The 21,198-nt window shown below is 71.5% G+C and carries 21 protein-coding genes; 9 read left to right on the top strand and 12 right to left on the bottom strand.

All coding sequences use genetic code 11. The annotated features are described in order from the left end of the window. The first annotated feature begins 29 nt into the window (after positions 1-29). The 3 genes from WYO_RS11495 to WYO_RS11485 all read left to right on the top strand — a co-directional run bounded on the left by WYO_RS11495 (position 30) and on the right by WYO_RS11485 (position 2,084). Positions 30-770: a DUF429 domain-containing protein gene (locus tag WYO_RS11495; RefSeq protein ID WP_007562473.1), complete on the top strand. Its 741-nt coding sequence runs from the start codon at positions 30-32 to the stop codon at positions 768-770. Positions 771-860: 90 nt separating this feature from the next. Continuing rightward, complete coding sequence (locus tag WYO_RS11490; RefSeq protein ID WP_007562472.1) at positions 861-1,376, top strand: NUDIX domain-containing protein; 516 nt, start codon at positions 861-863, stop codon at positions 1,374-1,376. A 45-nt stretch (positions 1,377-1,421) separates the two neighbouring features. Continuing rightward, positions 1,422-2,084: a carbonic anhydrase gene (locus tag WYO_RS11485; RefSeq protein ID WP_007562470.1), complete on the top strand. Its 663-nt coding sequence runs from the start codon at positions 1,422-1,424 to the stop codon at positions 2,082-2,084. A 242-nt stretch (positions 2,085-2,326) separates the two neighbouring features. Here WYO_RS11485 and WYO_RS11480 read toward each other — a convergent pair whose 3' ends face one another. Continuing rightward, positions 2,327-3,031 carry a DUF4142 domain-containing protein gene (locus WYO_RS11480; protein ID WP_007562468.1) on the bottom strand — a complete coding sequence of 235 codons (705 nt, stop codon included), beginning with the start codon at positions 3,029-3,031 and terminating at the stop codon, positions 2,327-2,329. 211 nt (positions 3,032-3,242) lie between these two features. Between WYO_RS11480 and WYO_RS11475 the strand changes: the two genes are divergently transcribed. From WYO_RS11475 to nudC, 5 genes are all read left to right on the top strand, one after another. Continuing rightward, the gene (locus WYO_RS11475) at positions 3,243-4,391 is read left to right on the top strand and encodes an acyltransferase (RefSeq protein ID WP_007562466.1); all 1,149 of its coding nucleotides are present in this window, start codon (positions 3,243-3,245) and stop codon (positions 4,389-4,391) included. A gap of 27 nt (positions 4,392-4,418) precedes the next feature. Then, complete coding sequence (locus WYO_RS11470) at positions 4,419-5,282, top strand: universal stress protein (protein ID WP_007562464.1); 864 nt, start codon at positions 4,419-4,421, stop codon at positions 5,280-5,282. Positions 5,283-5,343: 61 nt separating this feature from the next. Further along, the gene (locus WYO_RS11465) at positions 5,344-5,949 is read left to right on the top strand and encodes a hypothetical protein (protein WP_007562463.1); all 606 of its coding nucleotides are present in this window, start codon (positions 5,344-5,346) and stop codon (positions 5,947-5,949) included. Positions 5,950-6,035: 86 nt separating this feature from the next. Beyond that, complete coding sequence (locus tag WYO_RS11460; protein ID WP_007562462.1) at positions 6,036-6,455, top strand: HIT domain-containing protein; 420 nt, start codon at positions 6,036-6,038, stop codon at positions 6,453-6,455. Positions 6,456-6,461: 6 nt separating this feature from the next. Next, complete coding sequence (gene nudC, locus WYO_RS11455) at positions 6,462-7,361, top strand: NAD(+) diphosphatase (RefSeq protein ID WP_007562460.1); 900 nt, start codon at positions 6,462-6,464, stop codon at positions 7,359-7,361. A gap of 15 nt (positions 7,362-7,376) precedes the next feature. On the opposite strand, the gene WYO_RS11450 is transcribed toward nudC, so the two are convergent. The 11 genes from WYO_RS11450 to WYO_RS11400 form a co-directional block, all read right to left on the bottom strand. Further along, positions 7,377-7,871: a cupin domain-containing protein gene (locus WYO_RS11450; protein WP_007562459.1), complete on the bottom strand. Its 495-nt coding sequence runs from the start codon at positions 7,869-7,871 to the stop codon at positions 7,377-7,379. A gap of 156 nt (positions 7,872-8,027) precedes the next feature. Further along, the gene (locus WYO_RS11445; RefSeq protein ID WP_007562458.1) at positions 8,028-8,315 is read right to left on the bottom strand and encodes a type II toxin-antitoxin system RelE/ParE family toxin; all 288 of its coding nucleotides are present in this window, start codon (positions 8,313-8,315) and stop codon (positions 8,028-8,030) included. Then, complete coding sequence (locus WYO_RS11440; RefSeq protein ID WP_007562457.1) at positions 8,305-8,550, bottom strand: type II toxin-antitoxin system Phd/YefM family antitoxin; 246 nt, start codon at positions 8,548-8,550, stop codon at positions 8,305-8,307. The genes WYO_RS11445 and WYO_RS11440 overlap by 11 nt, the downstream gene beginning before the upstream one ends. A gap of 89 nt (positions 8,551-8,639) precedes the next feature. After that, positions 8,640-10,097 carry a siroheme synthase CysG gene (cysG, locus tag WYO_RS11435; protein WP_039902763.1) on the bottom strand — a complete coding sequence of 486 codons (1,458 nt, stop codon included), beginning with the start codon at positions 10,095-10,097 and terminating at the stop codon, positions 8,640-8,642. Positions 10,098-10,326: 229 nt separating this feature from the next. Continuing rightward, positions 10,327-13,023 carry a nitrate reductase gene (locus tag WYO_RS11430; protein WP_007562454.1) on the bottom strand — a complete coding sequence of 899 codons (2,697 nt, stop codon included), beginning with the start codon at positions 13,021-13,023 and terminating at the stop codon, positions 10,327-10,329. A gap of 178 nt (positions 13,024-13,201) precedes the next feature. After that, a complete protein-coding gene (locus WYO_RS11425) occupies positions 13,202-14,806 on the bottom strand; it encodes a sulfite reductase subunit alpha (RefSeq protein ID WP_007562451.1) in 1,605 nt (534 codons plus the stop codon). Continuing rightward, positions 14,803-16,614 (bottom strand): NirA family protein, encoded by a 1,812-nt coding sequence (locus tag WYO_RS11420; RefSeq protein WP_007562449.1) that lies wholly within the window; start codon positions 16,612-16,614, stop codon positions 14,803-14,805. Before WYO_RS11420 ends, WYO_RS11425 begins: the two co-directional genes overlap by 4 nt. Positions 16,615-16,624: 10 nt before the next feature. Next, positions 16,625-17,896: an FAD-dependent oxidoreductase gene (locus WYO_RS11415; RefSeq protein WP_007562447.1), complete on the bottom strand. Its 1,272-nt coding sequence runs from the start codon at positions 17,894-17,896 to the stop codon at positions 16,625-16,627. Positions 17,897-18,402: 506 nt separating this feature from the next. After that, positions 18,403-18,645 carry a hypothetical protein gene (locus WYO_RS11410; protein WP_128754983.1) on the bottom strand — a complete coding sequence of 81 codons (243 nt, stop codon included), beginning with the start codon at positions 18,643-18,645 and terminating at the stop codon, positions 18,403-18,405. 66 nt (positions 18,646-18,711) lie between these two features. Continuing rightward, positions 18,712-19,725 carry a CmpA/NrtA family ABC transporter substrate-binding protein gene (locus tag WYO_RS11405; RefSeq protein ID WP_007562445.1) on the bottom strand — a complete coding sequence of 338 codons (1,014 nt, stop codon included), beginning with the start codon at positions 19,723-19,725 and terminating at the stop codon, positions 18,712-18,714. Continuing rightward, on the bottom strand, positions 19,722-20,309 hold the full coding sequence (locus WYO_RS11400) for an ANTAR domain-containing protein (RefSeq protein WP_007562443.1): 588 nt from the start codon (positions 20,307-20,309) through the stop codon (positions 19,722-19,724). The genes WYO_RS11405 and WYO_RS11400 overlap by 4 nt, the downstream gene beginning before the upstream one ends. 236 nt (positions 20,310-20,545) lie before the next feature. On the opposite strand from WYO_RS11400, the gene WYO_RS11395 reads away from it, so the two are divergent. Beyond that, entirely contained in the window at positions 20,546-21,097 is a 552-nt protein-coding gene (locus WYO_RS11395) for a hypothetical protein (protein WP_007562442.1), read from the top strand. The last annotated feature ends 101 nt before the right edge of the window (positions 21,098-21,198 follow it).

Raw genomic sequence — 21,198 nt, 5'->3', positions numbered from 1 at the left:
TCGCGGGGCGAGATCGATACGGGGACGGGATGGCGCGCTGGGTCGCGGGGCTCGATGGCTGCCGGGGCGCCTGGGCGGGGGCCTTGCTGGATCTCGACGATCCCGGCCGGCACCGCTGCGCGCTGTTTCCCGATGTGGCGGCGCTGCTCGACGCGCCGGAGCAGCCCCTGATCGTCGGCATCGACGTGCCGATCGGCCTGCCGGACCGGATCCTCGGCGGCGGCCGGGCCGCCGACCGGGCCGCCCGCGCCCGTCTCGGACCCGCGCGGTCCTCGGTCTTCCCGATGCCGCCCCGGGCGGCGGTCTACGCGCCGGACTACGACGCCGCCAAGGCCGCCTCGCGGACGGCGAGCGAGCCGCCCTTCGCGCCCTCGATCCAGGGCTACAACATCTTCCGATATGTCCGGGCCGTGGACGAGCTGCTGCGGGCGCGGCCGGACGCGCTGGCGCGGGTGTACGAGGTCCACCCGGAGGTGGCCTTCCACGCTCTCAACGGTCTGCGCCCCCTCGGGCTGCCGAAGAAGGGCGCCCGGGCCCGGGAGGGCCTGGCCCTGCGCCGGAGCCTGCTCGCGGCGGCGGGCCTGCCGGCCGCCCTGCTCGACGTCCGGGCGAAGGGCGTGCCCGCCGACGATCATCTCGACGCGCTGGCCGCCCTGGTGGTGGCCCGGGACATCCTCGACGGGCGCGCGGTGCCCCTGCCGGACCCGCCGGAGCGGGATGCCCACGGGCTGCCGGTGGTGATCTGGGCGCCGGCCGTGCGGGTGGCGTGATCGGTCGCCTCAAGCTCTTGTGACCGATCACATCTTGCTGATCGACCGTGACCCATGTCCGTTCGGGCCGGTGCGCTCTAGCTCAGTCCCATGAGCGAACCGAGTTCCCCCCCGATCCGCCACATCGCCCGGGCGATCGTCCTCGACCCGCAGGACCGCATCCTGCTGATCGCCTACGCGTCGGTCCACGCCAAGGGACCGGATGGCGAGCCGCTGCGGTTCTGGTTCATGCCCGGCGGCGGGCTGGAGCCCGGCGAGGATCACGTCACCGCCTGCCGGCGCGAGCTGGGCGAGGAGATCGGCCGCGATGATGTCGAGATCGGCCCCCAGGTCGCGGTTTGCGACGGCCCGTTCCACCTGTTCCGGCAGTCACGCGACGCGCGCGAGCGCTACTTCCTGGTCCGCCTGCCCGACGACCGGATCGATACCAGCCGGCTCGCCGAGACCGAGGACAACCCGGTGATCGGGACGCGCTGGTGGCCCCTCGCCGAGCTCCGCGCCAGCGGCGAGCGCGTCGAGCCGGCCGGTCTCGCCGACCTGGCGGCCGATCTTGCCGCAGGGACTATTCCGACCCGGCCGCACGTTCTGACTTGGCACGATCACTGACCCGGATCTCGCACCTGCGAGATCACCCAAACTCGAGGAGACTGCATGTTCCCTGAATTCCTGACCGAGGGCTACCGCGCGTTCCTGGCGGACCGGTTCCCGACCGAGCGCCGGCGCTTCGCGCAGCTCGCCCAGAGCCAGGAGCCTCAGATCCTGGTGATCAGCTGCTGCGACAGCCGCGTCGCCCCCGAGGCGATCTTCGATGCCGGCCCGGGCGAGCTCTTCGTGATCCGCAACGTCGCCAACATCGTGCCGACCTACGAGCCGGACGGCGCCTATCACGGCACCTCGGCGGCCATCGAGTTCGCGGTCCAGGCGCTGGAAGTGAAGCACATCGTCGTGCTCGGCCACGCCACCTGCGGCGGCATCAAGGCCTTCGCCAACAAGGCCGCGCCGCTCTCGAGCAGCAACTTCATCGGCAAGTGGGTCTCGCTCGTAGCTCCCGCCGAGGCCAAGGCCGGGGATTCGAGCGCGCCCGACTACCTGACCCGGATGGAGCACGCCATGGTCAGCCAGAGCATGGAGAACCTGCTGACCTTCCCGTTCATAAAGGAGCGGGTAGAGGACGGCCGGCTTAACATCCATGGGGCGCATTTCGGCGTCGCCAACGGCGTGCTGCTGGTGCGCGATCCCGAGACCGGCGATTTCCACCCCGCCGTGGACCAGGCCGGCCGCAAGGTCCTGCCGACCGCGGTGGCCTGCGACTGAGGGACGGCCGCAAGGCAAAGCGCCGGGCTCGACCGCGATCCGGTCGAGCCCGGCTCATAGACCGCTTTGACGAGACGGGGCTCCGCGGGACGACCTATCCGCGCGCCGGATATCCGAACCTCCGCCTCATCCTTCGAGACCCTCTGGCGCGGCGGCGTCGCGACCAGACACGAAAAAGGCGGCGGGCTCGCACCCGCCGCCTTTTCCTATGCCGCCCGGCCGAGGCCGGGCGATACGCGAACTTACATGGCGCCCGGCAGACGCTGAGCGTGGTCGTAATGCATCTGCAGGGCCGGCAGGGCCTGCTGGGCGTAGTTGCGCAGGGCCGGGTTCGGGCCGCCCTGGGCATAGGCCTGGGTCATCGCGATCGACATCTGATGCGCCTGGATCTGCTGGCTGGCATAGAGGCGATCGAAGCGCGGGCCGGCCGGGGTCGCCGACAGCTCGGCGAGCATCGCCTGCTGCTGCGCGTTCGGCGGGACGAGCGTGGAGGCGCCGGTGGCGGTGGCATCGCCGCGGCCGAGGCGGCTGCCCGCCTGCGCGCCGTTGGCGGCGCCGGATCCGATGCCCTCGAGGCCGCCGACCGGGCCGCCCGCCAGGGTGCCGCCGACCACGCCGGTCGCCGCGCCGACGCCGGCGCCGACAGCGCTCCCGGCCACCGACAGCGGCGCCGTCACGAGGCCGCCGAGGCCCGGGTCACGGCCCGCCATGGAATTGGTCTCGCCGCCGGCCAGCGCCACGTTGGCGGCGCGGTGATCGCGGATCGCCTCCTGGGCGTAGGACCGCACCTTCGGGTTGCGCGACTTCGACAGGGCGATCTGCGAGGACTGGATCTCGAAGGAATTCGCCTGCATCGACTGGAGGCGGAAATCGTTCGCGTCCTGCGCGAAGGCCGGGGTCGACACAGCCAGGACGAGCGCGGACGCAGCAGCGTAATTCTTCAGCATTGTGACCTCAGTACATGATGGGAACGCGAGCCGGCACGCTGGGCCGGATGGTGGAGCCTAGACCTCTCCCGAGGGCCAAGACCTCGCAGCCGAGACCATGCGGCGACATGCTCGCGAATTGGTTCGTCAACGGGGCTATGGACTTATGGTTCCTGCTGATTTTTTGCTTAGCCAGCGGGATTGAGGGGATTCTACTGATGCCGGCAGCGCCGTGATCCTGTTCGAAGTCCAGATCCTGCGCGCCGCGGCCGCCCTAATGGTGGTCTGGCACCATGCGCGCCACGAGGCCGGGCTGATGGCCGCCCGCGGCGCGGGGCCGGCCCTCGATCCCGGTACGGCGCTGCCGTGGTGGGGCGGGGTCGACCTGTTCTTCGTGATCTCGGGCTTCGTCATCGTGCACGCGAGCAAGAATCTGTTCGGCGCGCCGGGCGGACGCGCCCGCTTCCTGGCCCACCGGGCCGCCCGGGTGGTGCCGCTCTACTGGCTGGTGAGCCTGGTGTTCCTGGCCGTCGCCGTGGTTCGACCCGATCTTCTCGGGGATGCGGCGGCGCTGCTGAGGGCGCCCGGCACCATCCTGGCCGGGTTCCTGTTCTGGCCGGCGGCCCGGCCCGACGGCACCATCCAGCCCCTCTACGGGCTCGGCTGGACCCTCAACTACGAGGCGTTCTTCTACGGGCTCTTCGCGATCGGGCTCGGCTTCGGCCGGCGCGGCGCCGTGGCCTGGCTCGCCCTCGCCCTGGTGACCTTGGTGACCGTCGGCCTGCTGGTACCCGGGCTGCCGGTGCCGATCCGGTTCTGGGCGGACCCGATCGTGCTGGAGTTTCTGCTGGGGGCCGGGCTCGCCCTCGCCTACCGGGAGGGATTTCGGCCGAGCGGGACGCTCCGTCTCGGCCTCGCCTTCGCTGGGCTCGTGGGGCTGGCCCTGGCCGCCCGCCTGCTCGTCGGCGAGGGCGCGGGCGACGGCGTCCTGCGCCCGCTGCTCGTCGGTGTGCCGGCCTGTCTGCTGGTAGCCGCGGCCCTGGGCCCGGAGCGCGCTGCGGCGCAGGTCGCGGCGGTGCCGGCACCGGTGCGCGCTCTCGTGGTCCTCGGCGACGCCTCCTACGCCCTCTACCTCGTGCATCCCTTCGCCCTGCGGCTCGGGCGCGAAGTGCTCGTGCGGCTCGGCCTCGCCCCGGCCCTGCATCCGTGGGGCGGCCTCGCCGTGATGGTCGCCGCCAGCGTCGTGGCCGCTCTGCTGGTGCACCGCTTCGTCGAGCGCCCGCTGACCCGATGGGCGAGAGCCGTCCTCGATCCGCGGGACGCGCAAAACCGTGTGCGCGCGGCCCCGACCCCGGTTCCCCCCGGGCGCCGGGCGGATTAGCCTCACGCACCGGAGGAGGAAGCCGCGATGAAGACCCTGCTCGTTCCCGTCGCGATGCACGACGGCCTGACCTCCGTGTTCGAGACGACGCGGCTCGCCGCGACCCGCTTCGGCAGCCTGATCGAAGGTGTGTCCCTGCGCCCGGCCCTCGCCGAGTACGTGCCGGTCGACATGGTCGGCGGCATGACCTGGCTGCGCGACGAGGAGGCCGACCGGGCCGAGGCCGAGGAGGCGGGCGGGCGCTTCGTCGCCTTCATGGACGGGGCCGGCATCCCGCGGCACGCCCGCGACGGGCTGTGCATCCCCGAGAAGGTCGCGGATGCCGGGCCGCGCTACCGTTGGCGGCAGGACGTGCCCACCGGCGACGCGTTCCTCGGCCAATATGCCCGGCTGTTCTCGGCCACCGTGGTCGGCCGGCCTGGGACGACCGACAACGCCCCGCGCATGACCACCTTCGAGACCGCCCTGTTCGAGGGCGGCCGCCCGATCCTGCTGGCGCCGCCGACCGCCCCCACCACGCTCGGCGACGCGATCCTGATCGCCTGGAACGGCTCCACCGAGACCGCCCGGGCGGTGGCCTTCGCGATGCCGTTCCTGCGCCGGGCCGAGCGGGTGCTGGTGCTCAGCGTCGAGGGCGGCATGGTGCCGGGGCCGAGCGCCCAGGACCTCGCCCAGGCCCTGGCCTGCGAGGGCGTGGCGGCCTCGCACCGGGCCCTCCCGGCCGGCCGGCGGGCGCCGGGCGAGACCTTCCTCGCCGAAGCCAAGGCGTTCGGCTGCGATCTGCTGATCAAGGGCGCCTATACCCAGAGCCGCCTGCGGCAGATGATCTTCGGCGGCGTCACCAGCCACGTCCTGGCCCATGCCGACATGCCGGTTCTGCTCGCGCACTGAGCGCGACGGGAACCGGCGCCCGCCCCTGGCGTTCGGCCCCCGCAGCCGGACCAGGATCCCCGTGACGACATCCGTAACCCGCTTCCTCCTCGCCGCCCTGCTGACGGTCGTTGCCGCGACCGCTGTCCGGGCGCAGCCGACCACCGCCCGGTTCCGCGGCATCGTGGAATGGGCGGAGGCCGACCGCATCCAGATCCGCCGCCCCGGCGGCAGCACCCTGACCCTGCGGATGAACCCGCGGACCCGCGTCTTCGCGGTGACCGAGGCGGCCCTGCGCAACATCAAGCCCGAGAGCTACGTCAGCGTGCTGGCCGCGTCCGGGCCCGAGCCGCGCCGCGCCAAGGCGGTGACCCTGTACTCCCCCTCCGAGCGCGGATTCGAGGCCGGCACCCAGCCCTGGGATACCGATCCGGGCGCGACGTTGACGGCGGGCTGGGTTGCCGACCTGAAGGGCGGGCGCCCGCTCCGGCTGACCCTGGGCTATGGCGGCGGCCAGTCGAGCTTCGAGATCCCGGCCGGGACCCCGGTCACCGCGATCGCGCCGGGCGAGAAGGCCCTGCTCGAGCCCGGGGCCGCCGTCACGCTGTTCGCCCAATCCGGGCCGGACGGCGCCCTCTCGGTCGGCACGATCGCGGCGGGCCGTCAGGGCGCCGTGCCCTCGTTCTGACGGAACGGAAGACCACCCACCTTGCGTCATCGATCCGCGGCCGAGGGAGGCGCGCCGCAGCGCAAGCTGCGCTACATCGTCTGTCCATGACCGAGTCCGCCTTCGCCCTCGATCCGCGCCTGGCCGCCGACACCGTCGAGGTGGGCGACCTCGCCCTCTGCCGCGTGCTGCTGATGGACGATGCCCGGTTTCCCTGGCTGATCCTGGTGCCGCGTCGGCCGGACGTCTCCGAGATCACCGACTTGTCCGAGGCCGAGGCCGCGGATCTGTGGCGCGAGACCCGCATCGCCACCGGGGTGATGCAGGCCCTGTCGAAGCCCGACAAGGTCAATGTGGGCGCGCTCGGCAACGTCGTGGCGCAGCTCCACGTCCACGTAATCGGCCGCTTCCGCTCCGACCCGGCCTGGCCGGGGCCGGTCTGGGGCTTCGAGACCCGCAAACCCTACCCGTTCCATGCCCGCGCCCAGCTGATCGAGCGCGCCGGCGCCCTGTTCTCCGCGGCCTGAACCCGAATGACAGATCCCCGCGACACCCTCGGCTTCGTCCGCAATCGCCTCGACCGGCACTCGGCCGAGCAGCCCGAGGAGGCCGTGCCCGCCTTCGACGCGCCGGATGCCCGCCTCGTCCTGATCTGCGGCGACCGGATCGTGCTGCGCGGGCCGACCGCGCTGATCACCCCCGCCGACGCATCCGAGCTTTCCGGGACGCGGATCTTCCTGGGGCACCGGGACGGCCGGCCGGTCTTCGCGGCCTCCGCACCGGCCGAAGCCGCGGAGGGGTTTGCTGCCGGCGAGACCCGCACTCTCGACCTGCGCAGCATCGCGACCGAATCCGCCGTGGAGGCCGAGGAGCTGGGCCTGCTGGCGGTGGCCAAGTCGATGCTCGACTGGCACACCCGGCACGGCTTCTGTGCCAATTGCGGCACCGCCACCGTCGCGAAGGCGGGCGGCTTCCGGCGGGAATGCCCGGCCTGCAAGGCCCACCATTTCCCCCGGGTCGATCCCGTGGTGATCATGCTGGTGCGCCGGGGCGAGACCTGCCTGCTCGGCCGCGGCCCGCATTTCCGACCCAACATGTATTCCTGCCTCGCCGGCTTCCTGGAGCCCGGCGAGACCATCGAGGACGCGGTCCGCCGGGAGGTCTTCGAGGAAACCCGGATCCGGGTCGGCGCGGTCACCTACCGGACCTCGCAGCCCTGGCCGTTCCCGTCCTCGCTGATGCTGGGCTGCGCGGCCGAGGCGCTGGACGGCGCCATCGTGACCGACCCGAGCGAGCTGGAGGATGCCCGCTGGTTCGACCGCGCTTCCGTCGCCGCCATGCTGGACGGGACCCATCCCGAGGGGATCCAGGCCCCGCCGGCCATGGCGATCGCCAATTACCTGATGCGCGCCTTCGTGGCCGGCGAGACCTGATCGAGCCGCAAGGGCTCAGCCCTTTCCGCCGCTCGGCCGGCTCGGGTCGTCGGCCGGGTTGATGTAGTTCAGCCCGAACGGGCCTGAACCGTTGACCTGCAGTTCGACCGGCTCGTCGGTGGTCCAGAGGGAATGGGGCATGTCCTCCGGCAGGTAGACGAAGCCGCCGGCCTTCAACGCTGCGCCCTGCGCCTTGTCCAGGGTCCGCCCATGCGCGTGGTGGATCGAGCCGGACAGGATCGTCAGCGTCTCCGGCTTGGAATGCGTGTGCGGGGCGATCACCGTGTTGGCCGGGAATTTCAGCCGCAGCACGAACGGCCCGGGCTTGGCCGGATCCCCGGCGACCTGGCTGATCTGCGTGCCCTTCGGCAGGTTCGCCGGCCCCGGCCCGTAGACCACCGACGCCGCATCGGGCTTGACCACCATCCCGGGCGCGTCGTGCTCCGCGGCCAGGGCAGGCCCGGCCATGATGAGCATGGCCGCAACACCGAGCCAAGAACCTGTCGTCATGGAGCGCCTCCCGGATCCCGCGGGCGTCTTTCGCCGCGCAGGCCTTTTCTGGGGCCGGCCTGGCGGTTTCCCAGGCACGGGCGCTTGCGCAGATCGTCGCGGGTTGGGCGAACGCCGCTTCGGCCGGTCAGAGGCGGCCGACCTGCTCGACCGCATTCATCGTTTCCGAGCCGTCCGGTACACGTCATCCCGGCTGCGCTTGCCGACGGCCACCACGGTCACCGTGATCGCGGCCTCACTGACCCGGTAGACCAAGCGATAGCCCGAGGCGCGCAACTTGATCTTGTAGCAATCCTTGAATTCCGCGCCGTGCAGCCGGTCCGCCGGGACATGCGGTGATGCCAACCGCTCGGCGAGCTTGGCCTTGAACTGCTGGCGGATGGTGTCGCCCAGCTTGCGCCATTCCTTCAGAGCGGAGGGAAGGAATAGCAGCTCATAGTTCATCCAGCCCGACCTTCACCGGTACCTCGTCGGACCGCGCCCGGATCACGGTAGCCAGCTCGGCGTCGTCGATCAGCTCCATCATCGCCTCGTAGGCGGCCGGCGGGACCATGTAGGCCATGACCCGGTTGTGGTTGAGGATCGCGACGGTTTCGCCCTGCGCCTCACTCAACACGCCGGTGGGGCTCCTCTTCAGATCCGATACGCTCACAGCGACGTTCGCCAGCACGGCCTGCATCTCAAGCTCCGAAAGATCGCGTTCTGTCGCCTCGATTCGATACCAGATTCGGTGCTGAATTTCGACGCGTCGACTGAGACTGCCTGCGCTCAGATCGCTAATCGCGCCCGTCCCGCCTCGGCCGGCACCGCGGCCCGCATCTCCGAGAACGCCTCGCCGACCATCAGGAGCGCCGGGCCGTCGAGGCCGGCGGCTTCCACCCGGTCGGCGAGGTCGGCGGCGGTGCCGCGCAGCGAGGCCTGGTTCGGGCGGCTGACGTTGAACACCAGCAGGGCTGGAGTCGTCGGCGCCAGGCCCTCGTCCACTGCCCGGGCGAGCAGCGCGCGCAGGGTGCGCTTGGGCATGTAGACCACCGTGGTCACGCTCGGATCGGCGAGCGCCCCCCAGTTCAAATCGTCCGGCAGGGCGCCGCGGCGGTCGTGGCCGGTGACGAATTGCAGGCGGCGGGCGGCGTCGCGATGGGTCAGCGACAGGCCCAGCGCCGCCGCCGCCCCCTGCGCGGCCGAGATGCCCGGCACCACGGTCACGGGGATGCCGGCGGCCCGGCAGGCCTCGATCTCCTCGCCGGCCCGGCCGAAGACCAGCGGGTCGCCGGATTTCAGCCGCACCACCTGCTTGCCGGTGCGGGCGAGCTGAACCATCAGGGCGTTGATGTCGTCCTGGCGGCAGGAGGGGCCGTGCCCGGTCTTGCCGACCAGCATGGTCCGCGCCTCGCGGCGGGCATAATCCAGGATCTCGGGGGCGACGAGGTCGTCGTACAGGATCACGTCGGCGTTGCGCAGCGCCCGCAGGGCCTTGAGGGTCAGGAGCTCCGCGTCGCCGGGGCCCGCCCCGACCAGCGTCACCGCGCCGCCCTTCGGGGCCGCCTCGGTGTCGCCGAGCAGCTCGGCCAGATCCTGCTGCGTCGGCGCCCGGTCGGGCTCCGCGAAGGCGCGGTCGGTGAAGCGCTCCCAGAAGCTGCGCCGCTCGGCAAAGCCGTGGAACCGCGCGGTGACGCCGTCGCGCCAGTCGCGGGCGGCCCCGACCCAGCGGGCGAACCCGCGGGGCAGCATCGCCTCGATCCGCGCGCGCACGGTCTGGCCGAAGACCGGGGCCGCACCTTCCGTTGAGATGCCGACCACCAGCGGCGAGCGGTTGACGATGGCGCCGAACTTCACGTCGCAGAGATGCGGCCGGTCGACCGCGTTGACGATGGCGCCGGCGCCCCGGGCCGCGACCACGAAGGCGACGCAGTCGGCCTCGTCCTCTAGGGCACCGATGCAGAAGGCCGCGCCCCAGAGGTCGTCCGGCGTCCAGGCGCGCGCGTGCAGCGCGACGCTGCCGTCGACGATCTCGCCCGGCACCGCGCGCAGCTCGTCGCTGGGCTCGGGCGCGTAGACGTCGACATGGGCGCCGGCCGCAGCCAGGACCTTCACCTTCCAGGGCGCCCCGCCCGAGGAGCCGGCGAGCACGACCCGCTTGCCGCGCAGGGGCACGAACACGGGCAGCACCGCCAGGGGCTCGAGGCCGGCGGATTGGGTCTCGCGGGGGGCGCGGGCTGCGCGCAGGGGGACGGGGGAATCGGTCACGAGTCTGTCCTGATCGTCCTGAGCCGGATGGTCCCGTCCGTCCCCTCATCCTGAGGTGCCGGAGCGCAGCGGAGGCCTCGAAGGAGGCCTCCAGAGATCGCGCGGCCGTCTGGAGGTCTCCTTCGAGGCCCGCTGACGCGGTCACCTCAGGATGAGGGGATCTAGCAGGAGCAGCCAGCCACTCTTCTCTCGCCAGCATATCAGAAAATCACGCGGCGCGGGCGGTCTGGCCGGGGAGCATCTTGCGGATCTCCGGGATGCAGGAGCCGCAATTCGTGCCCGCCTTGCAGGCGGCGCCCACCGCCTCGACCGAGCCGGCCCCTGCCGCGATCGTGGCCGCGATCACGTCGGCGCCGACGCCGTGGCAGGCGCAGACCACCGGGCCTGCCGGCGCCGTGGCGGCGCGGCCCGAGAGCAGGGCCCGGCGCTCGGCCGCCTCGGGCTCCGCGACGGCGAACAGGGCTTTGGCCGCCTCCCAATCGGGGCGGGCCTCCGCGGGGGCGTAGGCGAGGCACGCGACCAGCCGCGCACCGTCATAGACGGCGCAGCGGTAGCGGTCGCGGGCGTGGTCGGCATATTCGGCAAGCTCGAAGCCGGCCAGCGCCTCGCTCTGGATCAGCCCGCGGACCATCAGCGCGACGGCGCTGGAGCTCGCCGCCGTGGCGAATTGCAGGCCCCAGCCGCCGGTGATCGCCGCCCGCGCCCACCACCAGCCCTCCGGCAGCGCCACCTGCCGGCGCGACAACAGGTAGCCGCGGGCGCGATACGCGACGGGCTCCAGCGCGGCCGGGGTCGCCTTCAGCTCGGGCTGGCCCGAGACCGGATCCGGCACGCCGCGCACCAGGGCGCCGACCCGGGCCTTCGACGCGTAGGCGCTGCCCCAGTGCATCGGCATGAATAGGCTGCCCGGCACTACGCTGTCGGTGATCATCACCTCCAGCTCGGCCTCGCCGTGCTCGGTGCGCAGACGTGCGATGCCGCCCTCCGTCAGGCCGAGCCTGGCCGCATCATCTGGGTGGACCTCGATAAACGGGACGGCGCGGTGGGCCGAGAGGCGCTGGCTCTTCCCGGTACGGGTCATCGTGTGCCAGTGGTCGCGCACCCGGCCGGTGTTGAGCACGAAGGGGAAATCCTCCGAGACCGCCTGCGCCAGGCCCGGCGGCTGCACCGCGACGAAGCGGGCGCGCCGGTCGAAGGTATAGAACCGCCCGTCGCCGAACAGCCTTGCCTTGCCCTGCGGCGCGCCCCGGGGGCCGGAGCGCTTCGGGATCGGCCATTGCACCGGCAGGTTGATGTCGTAGGCGGCGTCGCTGATGTCGGTGAGCGCACCCAGATCGAAGTCGCGGGTGCCGTTGTTCTCGTAGGCCGAGAGGCCGGCATGCTCGCGGAACACCGCGGCGGCCGAGGGGAACGCGAAGGCCTTCTCGTGGCCGAGCCGGCGGCCGATCTCGGACAGCACCGCCCAGTCGGCGCGCGCCTCGCCGGGGGCGGCCAGGAACCGGCGCTGCCGGGAGATCCGCCGCTCGGAATTGGTGACCGTGCCGTCCTTCTCGCCCCAGGCCAGGGCCGGGAGCAGCACCGTGGTCTTGCCGAGGCCCCGCACCGTGTCGGAATCCGCCATCACCTCGGAGACGACGTAGAGGTCGAGCCCCTCGAGGGCCTCGCGGATTAAATCGGCGCGGGGCATCGAGACCAGCGGGTTGGTGCCCATCACCCACAGGGCCTTGATCTTGCCCCGGCTGACCGCCTCGAACAGCGCCACCGCCTTCATGCCCTCGCCGGTGATGATCCGGGGGGCGCCCCAGAACCGGCGCACCCGGTCCACCTCTTCGGGGGCGAAATGCATGTGCGCGGCCAGCATGTTGGCCAGGCCTCCGACCTCGCGCCCGCCCATGGCGTTGGGCTGGCCGGTGAGCGAGAACGGCCCCATCCCGGTCTCGCCGATGCGGCCGGTGATGAGGTGGCAGTTGATGATGCTGTTGCCCTTGTCGGTGCCCTGGGCCGACTGGTTCACCCCCATCGAGAAGGTGGTGACCACCCGGCGGGTGCCGGCGAACAGGTCGTAGAAGGCGGCGATGTCGGAGTCCGGCACGCCGGTGGCCGCCGCGACCGCGGCGAGGTTCGGCGCGATGAGGCGGGCGCGGTCGAGGGCCGCGTCGAGCCCGGCGGTGTGGGAGTCCACGAAGGCCCGGTCGCGGAACCCGTTATCCGCCAGGTGGACGAGCAACCCCGAGAACAACGCCACGTCGCTGCCGGGCCGGATCCCGAGGAACAGGTCGGCCTCCTGGCCGGTCTGGGTCCGGCGCGGGTCGATCACCACGAACTTGGTGCCGCGCCGCGCCTTGGCGTCGGCCATCCGGCGGAACAGGATCGGGTGGCACCAGGCGGTGTTCGACCCGACCATGACGATCAGGTCGGCCTCGTCCAGATCCTCGTAGCAGCCCGGCACCGTGTCGGAGCCGAAGGCGCGCCGGTGCGCCGCCACCGCGCTCGACATGCACAGCCGCGAATTGGTGTCGACATGCGGCGTGCCGATGAAGCCCTTCGCCAGCTTGTTGGCGACGTAATAATCCTCGGTGAGGAGCTGCCCCGAGAGATAGAAGGCGATCGCGTCCGGCCCGTGGGTCTCGGCCACCGCGCGGAGTCTGTCCGCCACCGTGCCGAGCGCGGCATCCCAGGAGACCCGGGTCCCGTCGATATGCGGGTGGAGCAGCCGGTTCTCCAGCGACACGGTCTCGCCGAGGGCCGAGCCCTTCGAGCAGAGCCGGCCGAAATTGGCTGGATGCTCGGTATCGCCCGCGATGGCGACGCCGCCGGTCCCGTCCGGGGTCGCGAGCACGCCGCACCCGACCCCGCAATAGGGGCAGGTCGTCCGCACCGTCGGGTCTGCCACGGACAGGGTCATGGCTCGGTCCTCGAAAGTTTTTGTTCGACATCCGCCGCAAGAGGTGGGCCGCGCTTCCTGTCACCTGACAGCGCGTGGATCGTCCCCGTTGCCGGATGGGCGCGGGTCCCCTCTCCCGTGCGGGAGAGGGGGCGCGTCGCGTTCCGCATGGGCCGCGGCCCGCACGGAGAAGGCGCGGCTAGTACACGTCGGCCTGGTAGCGGCCGGTCTTCTTGAGGGCGGCGAGGTAGGCGACCGCGTCCTCGGGGCTCTTGCCGCCGAACTGGGCCGCCACGTCGATGATCGCCCGCTCGACGTCCTTGGCCATGCGCTTGGCGTCACCGCAGACGTAGAAATGCGCGCCGCCTTCGAGCCACTTCCACAGATCGGCGCCGTTCTCGCGCATCCGGTCCTGGACGTAGGTCTTCTCGCTGCCGTCCCGGGACCAGGCGAGCGACAGGCGCGTGAGGATCTTGTCGTCCTTCAGCTTGGTCAGCTCGTCCTTGTAGAAGAAGTCGGTGGCCTGGCGCTGGTGGCCGTAGAACAGCCAGTTGCGCCCGGGCGCCCGGGTGGCGGCGCGCTCGCGCAGGAACGACCGGAACGGCGCGATGCCGGTGCCCGGGCCGCACATGATCACGTCCTTGGAGAGATCCGCCGGCAAGGCGAAGCCGTGGGCCTTCTGCAAGTAGATCTTCACCTTGGTCTGCTCGGGCAGGCGCTCGCCGAGATGGGTCGAGGCCACGCCCAGCCGCAGCCGGGAGCGGTGGTTGTAGCGCACCGCGTCCACGGTCAGGGACACGATCCCGGCATCCATCTTCGGCGAGGACGAGATCGAGTAGAGCCGCGGCTGCAGCTCGTCGAGCGCCTCCAGGAAGACCTCCGCGTCGGGCCGGGCGCCGGGGAACTTGTGTAGGGCGCCGAGCACGTCGAGATAGGCGGCGTCGCCGTCCGGGTCCTCGCCGGAGGCCAGGGCCTGCGCCTTCTTGCGGGCCGCGCCCGAGGTGAGCAGCGACAGCAGCTGGTAGAGGCTGTCGGGCGCCGCGCCGAGCGCGTAATCCTTGAGCAGGTGGTCGCGCAAAGTCTTGTCGCCGATCACCCGCTCGGGCCGCGCGCCGAGCTCGGCGATCACGGCGTCGACCAGGGCCGGGGCGTTGGCCGGGAACAGGCCGAGCGAGTCGCCGGCCTCGTAGGTGATCGGCGTGCCGTCGAGCCCGATCTCGATATGCCAGGTCTCCTTCTCGCCGCCCGGATCGTTGAGGCGGCGGCGGGACAGGAACAGCGCCTCGACCGGGTTCTCCCGGCAGAAGCCCAGGGGACCGAGATCGGCCGCTTGCTTCGGCGCGTCGCCCTCGGCCTTGGCGGCGGCGGGCGCGCCGGACGAGGCGCCGAACTCCTCCTCCAGCTTCTTGAGCATGCGCAGGGTCTCCTTGCCGCCGGGCTGGCAAAGATTCAGGCGCTCCTCGTTCTTCAGGAAAATCGCGTTGGCGTAGTCGGCGCAATTGTAGCCGCACTGGCCGCAATCCTGCTGGGCCATGGCGGCCATCAGCTTCTGCGGCTCCGGCCGGTCCTTGGCCAGGGCCATCCGGTCACCGATCGGCACCGACGGGTCGTGCCAGGGCGCGTCGTCGTTGTCGGCAAGCTTAGGGCCGCCGGGGGGCGCCTCGCCCGGTGCGAGCGCGGTCGCTCCCGTCACCGTGGGGCCGAGCAGGGCCGCGAAGTAGCCCGAGAGCCACGAGCGCTGGTCGGCGTCGAAGGGCGCGGTCTCGGGGATCAGGACGAGGGGGGGCGCGACGTGCTCGCTCATGCTGCGGCCTTCAGGGCTGGCTGTTCCTCGGCGGCGTCCCGCAGGGCTTCGGCGCCGGTGCGGGCGGTGAAGGCCTGGAAGCTCTCGTCCGGGCCCTGCCGGCGGGCCAGGTAGGTGCGCAGCAGCGCCTCGACGCGGAAGGGCGCGTCCTCGGCTCTGACGGCCTTCCAGATCTCGGTGCCGATCTTCGGATTCTCGGCGAAGCCGCCGCCGACCACGATGTCGTAGCCCTCGACGGTGTCGCCCTCCTCCGAGACGACCACCTTGGCTCCGATCAGCCCGATATCGCCGATGTAGTGCTGGGCGCAGGAATGGTGGCAGCCGGTGAGGTGGACGTTCACCGGCACGTCGAGCTCGGTGACGGCACGCTCGACATGGTCGGCGATGATCAGGGCGTGGCCCTTGGTGTCGGAGGCGGCGAACTTGCAGCCCCGGGCGCCGGTGCAGGCCACGAGGCCGGAGCGGATGCCGGCCGCCTTGATGGTGAGCCCGAGCGCGTCCACACGGCTTTCGACCTCAGCGACCTTGGCGTCCGGAACACCGGAAAAGATAAAGTTCTGCCAGACGGTGAGGCGGATCTGGCCGTCGCCGCACTCCCGGGCGATCTCGGCCAGCGCCCGGACCTGGTCGCTGGTCATCTTGCCCACCGGCAGGACGACACCGATCCAGTTGAGGCCGGCCTGCTTCTGGGCGTGCACGCCGACATGGGCGAACCGGTCGGTTGGCCGGCGCGGCGCGACATGGGCGGGATCGACCCGGTCGAGCTTGCGGCCGAGCTTGTCCTCGACGGCGGCGAGGTACTTGTCGAAGCCCCAGGCGTCGAGCACGTACTTCATCCGGCTCTTGTTGCGGTTGGTCCGGTCGCCGTTCTCGATGAACACCCGGATGATCGCGTCCGCCACCGCGTTGCAATCCTCGGGCTTGAGCACGATGCCGGTGTCGCGGGCGAGGTCCCGGTGGCCGGAGATGCCGCCGAGCACGAGGCGCATGTAGATCCCGGGCGCTACCGCGGCGCCGTCCAGCACCTCGATCGCCTGGAAGCCGATATCGTTGGTCTCCTCCAGGGTCGGCATCACGCCGCCGCCGTCGAAGGCGACGTTGAACTTGCGCGGCAGGCCGTAGAGCGAGCGGTCGTTGATGATCCAGTTGTTCCAGGATTTCGCCAGCGGGCGGGTATCCAGCAATTCCTGGGCGTCGATGCCGGCGGTGGACGAGCCGGTGACGTTGCGGATGTTGTCGGCCCCCGCGCCGCGGGCGGTGAGGCCGATATCGACGAGCCCGTCGAGGAAGGGCTGGGCGTGCTCGGGCCCGATCTCGCGCACCTGGAGGTTGGCCCGCGTGGTGACGTGGACGTAGCCGCCGCCGTGCCGGTCTGCGAGGTCGGCGACGCCGGCGAACTGCCAATGGTGCAGGATGCCGTTGGGGATCCGCAGGCGGGCCATGTAGCTCACCTGGTTCGGGGCGACCCAGAACAGGCCGTGATAGCGCCAGCGGAAATTGTCCTCGGGCTTGGGCTGCTTGCCGGCGGTCGCGTCCGCGATCAGCCGGTTGTGGCTGTCGAACGGGTGCTCGGCGCGCTTCCACTTCTCCTGCTCGCAGAGCTTGCCGCCGTCCTTGACGGTCCGGTCCTGCGCCTTGATGTGGATCGCGTCCGGCCCGGTCGGCTCCGCCGGTGCGGCTGGGCCCTGCCCGATCGCCAGGCCGCCGGTCAGGCGCGCCGCCGCGATGCCCGAGGCGAAGCCTTCGAGGTAGCGCTTCTGCTCGGCATTGAAGCCGTCCAGGGCGGTCGGTGTGGTGGTCTCGGCCATCTGCGCCTCCCTAAGCCGCCAGCGGCTCGGGCGCCGAGCGCCCGAACATCAAATCTTCGACGCTCTCGACCGGATCGCCGGAGCGGATCAGGCCCTTGCACGCGCCCTGCTCGGCGATGTCGCCGACGAACACGGCCCCGATCAGCCGGCCGTCCCGCACCAGGAGCTTGCGGTAGAGGCCGGCCCCGGGATCGGACAGGACGACGGCCTCGGCATCCTCGGGGCTGTCCACGAGGCCGGCGGAAAAAACCGGCAGGCCGGAGACCTTGAGGCTGGTGGCGAGCGAGGTGCCGGCATAGGCGGCGCTCCCGCCGGCCAGATGCCGGGCCAGGGTGTCGGCCTGCTCGTAGGCCGGCTCGACCAGCCCGTAGATCTGGCCCCGATGCTCGGCGCATTCGCCGAGCGCGAAGATGCGCGGGTCCGAGGTGGTCATCCGGTCGTCGACCTTGATGCCGCGGCCGATCTCCAGCCCCGCTCCCTGCGCCAGGGCCACGGAGGGGCGCACGCCCACCGACATGACCACGAGATCGGCCGGCAGCACGGTCCCGTCTGCAAGGATCAGGCGCTCGACCTTGCCGTCGCCCTCGATGCGAGACGTGTCGGCCTTGAGCATCACCCGGACGCCGCGGGCCTCCATGGCGCGCTTCACCAAGGCGGCGGCATGGTGATCGAGCTGGCGCTCCATCAGCCGGTCCATGACGTGGAGCAGGGTCGTGTCGACGCCCAGCCGCGCGAGGCCGACCGCCGCCTCGAGCCCGAGCAGCCCGCCGCCGATCACGATCGCCCGGGCGTGCTGCACGGCCGCCCGGCGGATCGCCGCCACGTCGGCGAGATCGCGGAAGGTGATGACCCCGGGAAGATCCATGCCGGGCTTCGGCAGGCGGATCGGCAGGGAGCCGACGGCGAGGACCAGCTTGTCGAAGGGCAGGACGTGGGCCTCGCCGACCAGGACGAGGCCGTTCTCGCGGTCGATCTGGGTGACCGGAGCGCCGGTGATCAGGCGGATGCCGTGCGCCGCGTACCAATCGAGGCCGCGAAATTCGCAGGCTGCCTCGTCGACCTCGCCGCCGAGCAGCGAGGAGAGCAGGACCCGGTTATAGGCGGCCTTGGGCTCTGCGCCGACGCATGTGACGTCGAAGCGGCCGGGCGACCCTTCGGTCAGCCGCTCCAGAAACCGGAGCGAGGCCATGCCGTTGCCGACCACGACGAGCCGCTCGCGCGGCAGACCGGTTTGGGCGCGCGCATCCTGTGCGCTGGTGTCGTCGAACGGGGATGTCGCCATCTCTGGATCGCGTCTGGGACCTCGAGTGCAGGATCGTCGGCGGACCGCCCACGAAAAAGCCGCTGCCGGTCATCCCCCGAAGCAGGCTTGAAGCCTCAGGAGAACCGGATCAGCGGCCTCGCTGACGGCGCTGCCCGTCGTCGTTGACGGACGCGATCAACAGAGCATTTCCCGTGCCAATTGCGGCACACGGCGCTAGAATGTTGGGATCATTGATCAATCGGCGCCGCTGCTGAGGCTCGCTAGCGCCGGAGGCACTCTGGACGCGCTGCACAAAAAGCAGGCGGCGGGTCGCCTAAACGGTCAACTCGGGCAGGCGGTGGATCGCAGCTCAGAACTGAGCGCCGAGCGCGGCCGGATCGCGTGACGACCTCATCGCCATCGCAGCGTGCCTGTGAGGTGCCTCAGTCGGCAATTGCGCGTGGCGCTATGATGCTTCGCAGCAGACGGGATCACGGCGGAGCTTTGGCCGACGCGACGGCTTTAGGCCCGACGCTCGGGCGCGATCAGATCAACGTCGAGAGCATCGCCAGCAGGCCGAGGGTCGGCATCGCACCGGCCACGAGGACCCAGTACCACGACGGGATGCCGCCGGGACGGCGGTTATCATTGCTGGCGCGCGGCGCCTTGGCACCGCGGCGAACATAACGTCGAAGCTCGATCCGGCTGCGCGGATGCGATGTCGACGATTCGGTATCGAGTTTACGGCATCCGGGCATGGCAGCGATGTAACGGCCGAGACCCGGCAACGTTCCCAGCCCGCTGAAGTCTATACAGACCGCAAATGACGAAAGGGTCGGTTTGTCTTCCGCGGCTCAAACGGCCATGGCGGCACGGTACAGGTCGGGCCTGAAGACGGCCGCCGCCTCCACCTCCGGGCGGCCGTCCTGCGGGATTTGTCGCGATGCGCGCATCTGCGCCACGAGCCAGCGGACGGCCTCGACGCGCGGCTCCTGGACCCGCGCGCCGACGTCGAGAGGTCCCGGCATCGGCCGCGTCGCGCCCGCCGCGTCCAGGACCGCGACGCTCCGGAACGCCCGGTCGATCAGGTCGACATCCAGGTTGAGATAGGTCCGGTGCGCGAGGCGGTGGACGAGGTCGGCGCGGTTATCCGGGTTCGCGCACCAGTGCCCCGCGCGCGCCACCGCCCGGACCAGCGGCAGCGTCGCGCCGTCGAGTCGGGCCGACACGGCCAGGACCTTCTCGGGGGCGTCGGGCGCGAGGTCGCAGCCGAGCGCCGCAATCCGCCCGTGGCCCGCCGCCACGGCGACGGCGTTCCAAGGCGCGCCGGCGCAGTAGCCGTCGACCAAGCCGCGGGCCAGGGCCTCGACGCTGTGCTGGGGCGGAACCACGACGGTCCGGAAGGCTGCGGGATCGAGACCGCCGGCCTCCGCGAATAGCCGCAGCTGGTAGCTGTGGCAGGAGAAGGGATGCACGGTGCCGAGCGTCAGCGGCCGGCCCGCGTCCCGGCGCTCGGCCGCGACCCGGGCGAAGGCCCGGGCCACGTCGGCCAGGCCCTCGCTCGCCGGTGCCATGGCCGCCCAGAGATCACGCGAGACCGTGATGGCGTTGCCATTGGCGCTGAGCTGCAGCGGCACGATGAGGTCGGAGGGCGGCCCGGACAGAGCCAGCCGGCTCGCCAAGGCGAGGGGCGCCAGCATATGCGCGCCGTCGAGATGCCCGAGGGCGAGGCGGTCCCGCAGGGTCGCCCAGGACGGTTCGGCGGACAGGTCGAGCTCCAGCCCCTCGGACCGGGCGAAGCCGAATTCGTGGGCCGCGATCAGCGGCGCGGCATCGCAGAGCGGGACGTAGCCGAGCTGGAGCCTCATCCGAGCAGATCCGCCGTGGTGACGATGGCCCGGGCGATGTCGGCGATCTTGCGCTTCTCGTTCATGGCCTTGCGCCGGAGCTGCTTGTAGGCCTCATCCTCGGTGAGCCCCTTCAGGTTCATGAGGATGCCCTTGGCCCGCTCGATCAGCTTGCGGTCGGCCAGCTCGCCGCGCGCCTCCGACAATTCCCGCTGCAGACGTGCGAAGGCGTTGAAGCGCAGGATCGCGATGTCGAGGATTGACTTGATCCGCTCGGCCCGCAGCCCGTCGACCACGTAGGCCGAGATCCCGGCATCGACCGCGGCCTGCATCATGGTCGTGTCCGACCGGTCGACGAACATCGCCACCGGCCGCTCGACCTGCCGGGAGACCCCCGACATCTGTTCCAGGATATCGCGGCTCGGGCTTTCCAGATGGATCACCACCACGTCCGGCTTGAGGGCGGTGATCCGCTCCAGCAGGTCGGCCGTGTCGGGGATCACCACGATCCGGCCGATGCCGGCCGCGCGCAGGCCCTCCTCCAGGATCGCCGCGCGGGCGCGGCTCGGGTCGATCACGGCGACGGTGAGATTGGATTCGGTCATCGTGGCCCGGTCGGGCTGGTCTTCTCGCGGGGCGGCCCGGTTCGGGCCTCGTCGGCCAAGCAAGGTGCATGCCCTGCAACCGGCCCCATCGTTACCGCCGCGCAAACAAACGGTCTAGCTTCCGCCGCAATGCTGGGGGCATCCTGGCGCTCACGGAACGACGGTGGGGATCGGTGACACGGATGCGCAGGCCAGACCCGCTTGCCCTGACGGACGCTGTCGCCGGACGCGTGTCGATGCCGTTCCTGCCGACCCTGGTGGTCGTGGCGATCCTGGGTGTCGCCTCGATCTACTGCCCCTCGTCGCAGACGACGAACCCGGAGGCCCGCGCCGCCCTGAGCGCGCCCGCCGCCCCCTCGGCCACCGCCTTCGCCAAGGCCGCGCCCATCTCGGTGCCGGTCCGCCGGCCGGCTTCCCTCGCCTTCGCCGAGGCCTATCCGCTGGCCGCGCCGCCCACCGCGCACCCCGTCCCGTCGGCGGCCCGGCCGGCGCTCGCCGGGCGGCCGAATCCGCATGTCGCGGTCGCGGGCCGGCACCCCTGCCCCGGTCGTCGCTGCCCCGAGACGTCGTTGCGCGTGACCGATCCCCTCGCCGCCGGCCGTGCCGAGGCCGCCGAGTCGGACGAGGCCGGGCTGCTTCCGCCCTCCGCCCTGCCCTTCGCGGCGTCGGTGGTCGGACAGCTGGTGCCCGCCGCCCGCGCGGTGGGCGATGCCGCCAGCCTGATGCGGGACGGCGCGGCGGCCATGCAGGGCTCGGTCGCCCTGGCGGTGGCCGAGTGCCTGCGCTGAGGCGTGACCGACAATACAACGGCACATAACGTCAGGCTTGGCCGTCCGCACGCAGCCTCTGGACCTCGCAACCGGGCGTCCTAGGTGCGTTGCAGCGGATG

The sequence above is a fragment of the Methylobacterium sp. GXF4 genome, assembly GCF_000272495.1.
Lineage (GTDB): Bacteria > Pseudomonadota > Alphaproteobacteria > Rhizobiales > Beijerinckiaceae > Methylobacterium > Methylobacterium brachiatum.
The sequence above is the reverse complement of the archived record's forward strand: the minus strand, read 5'-3'. Positions and strand labels throughout refer to the sequence as shown.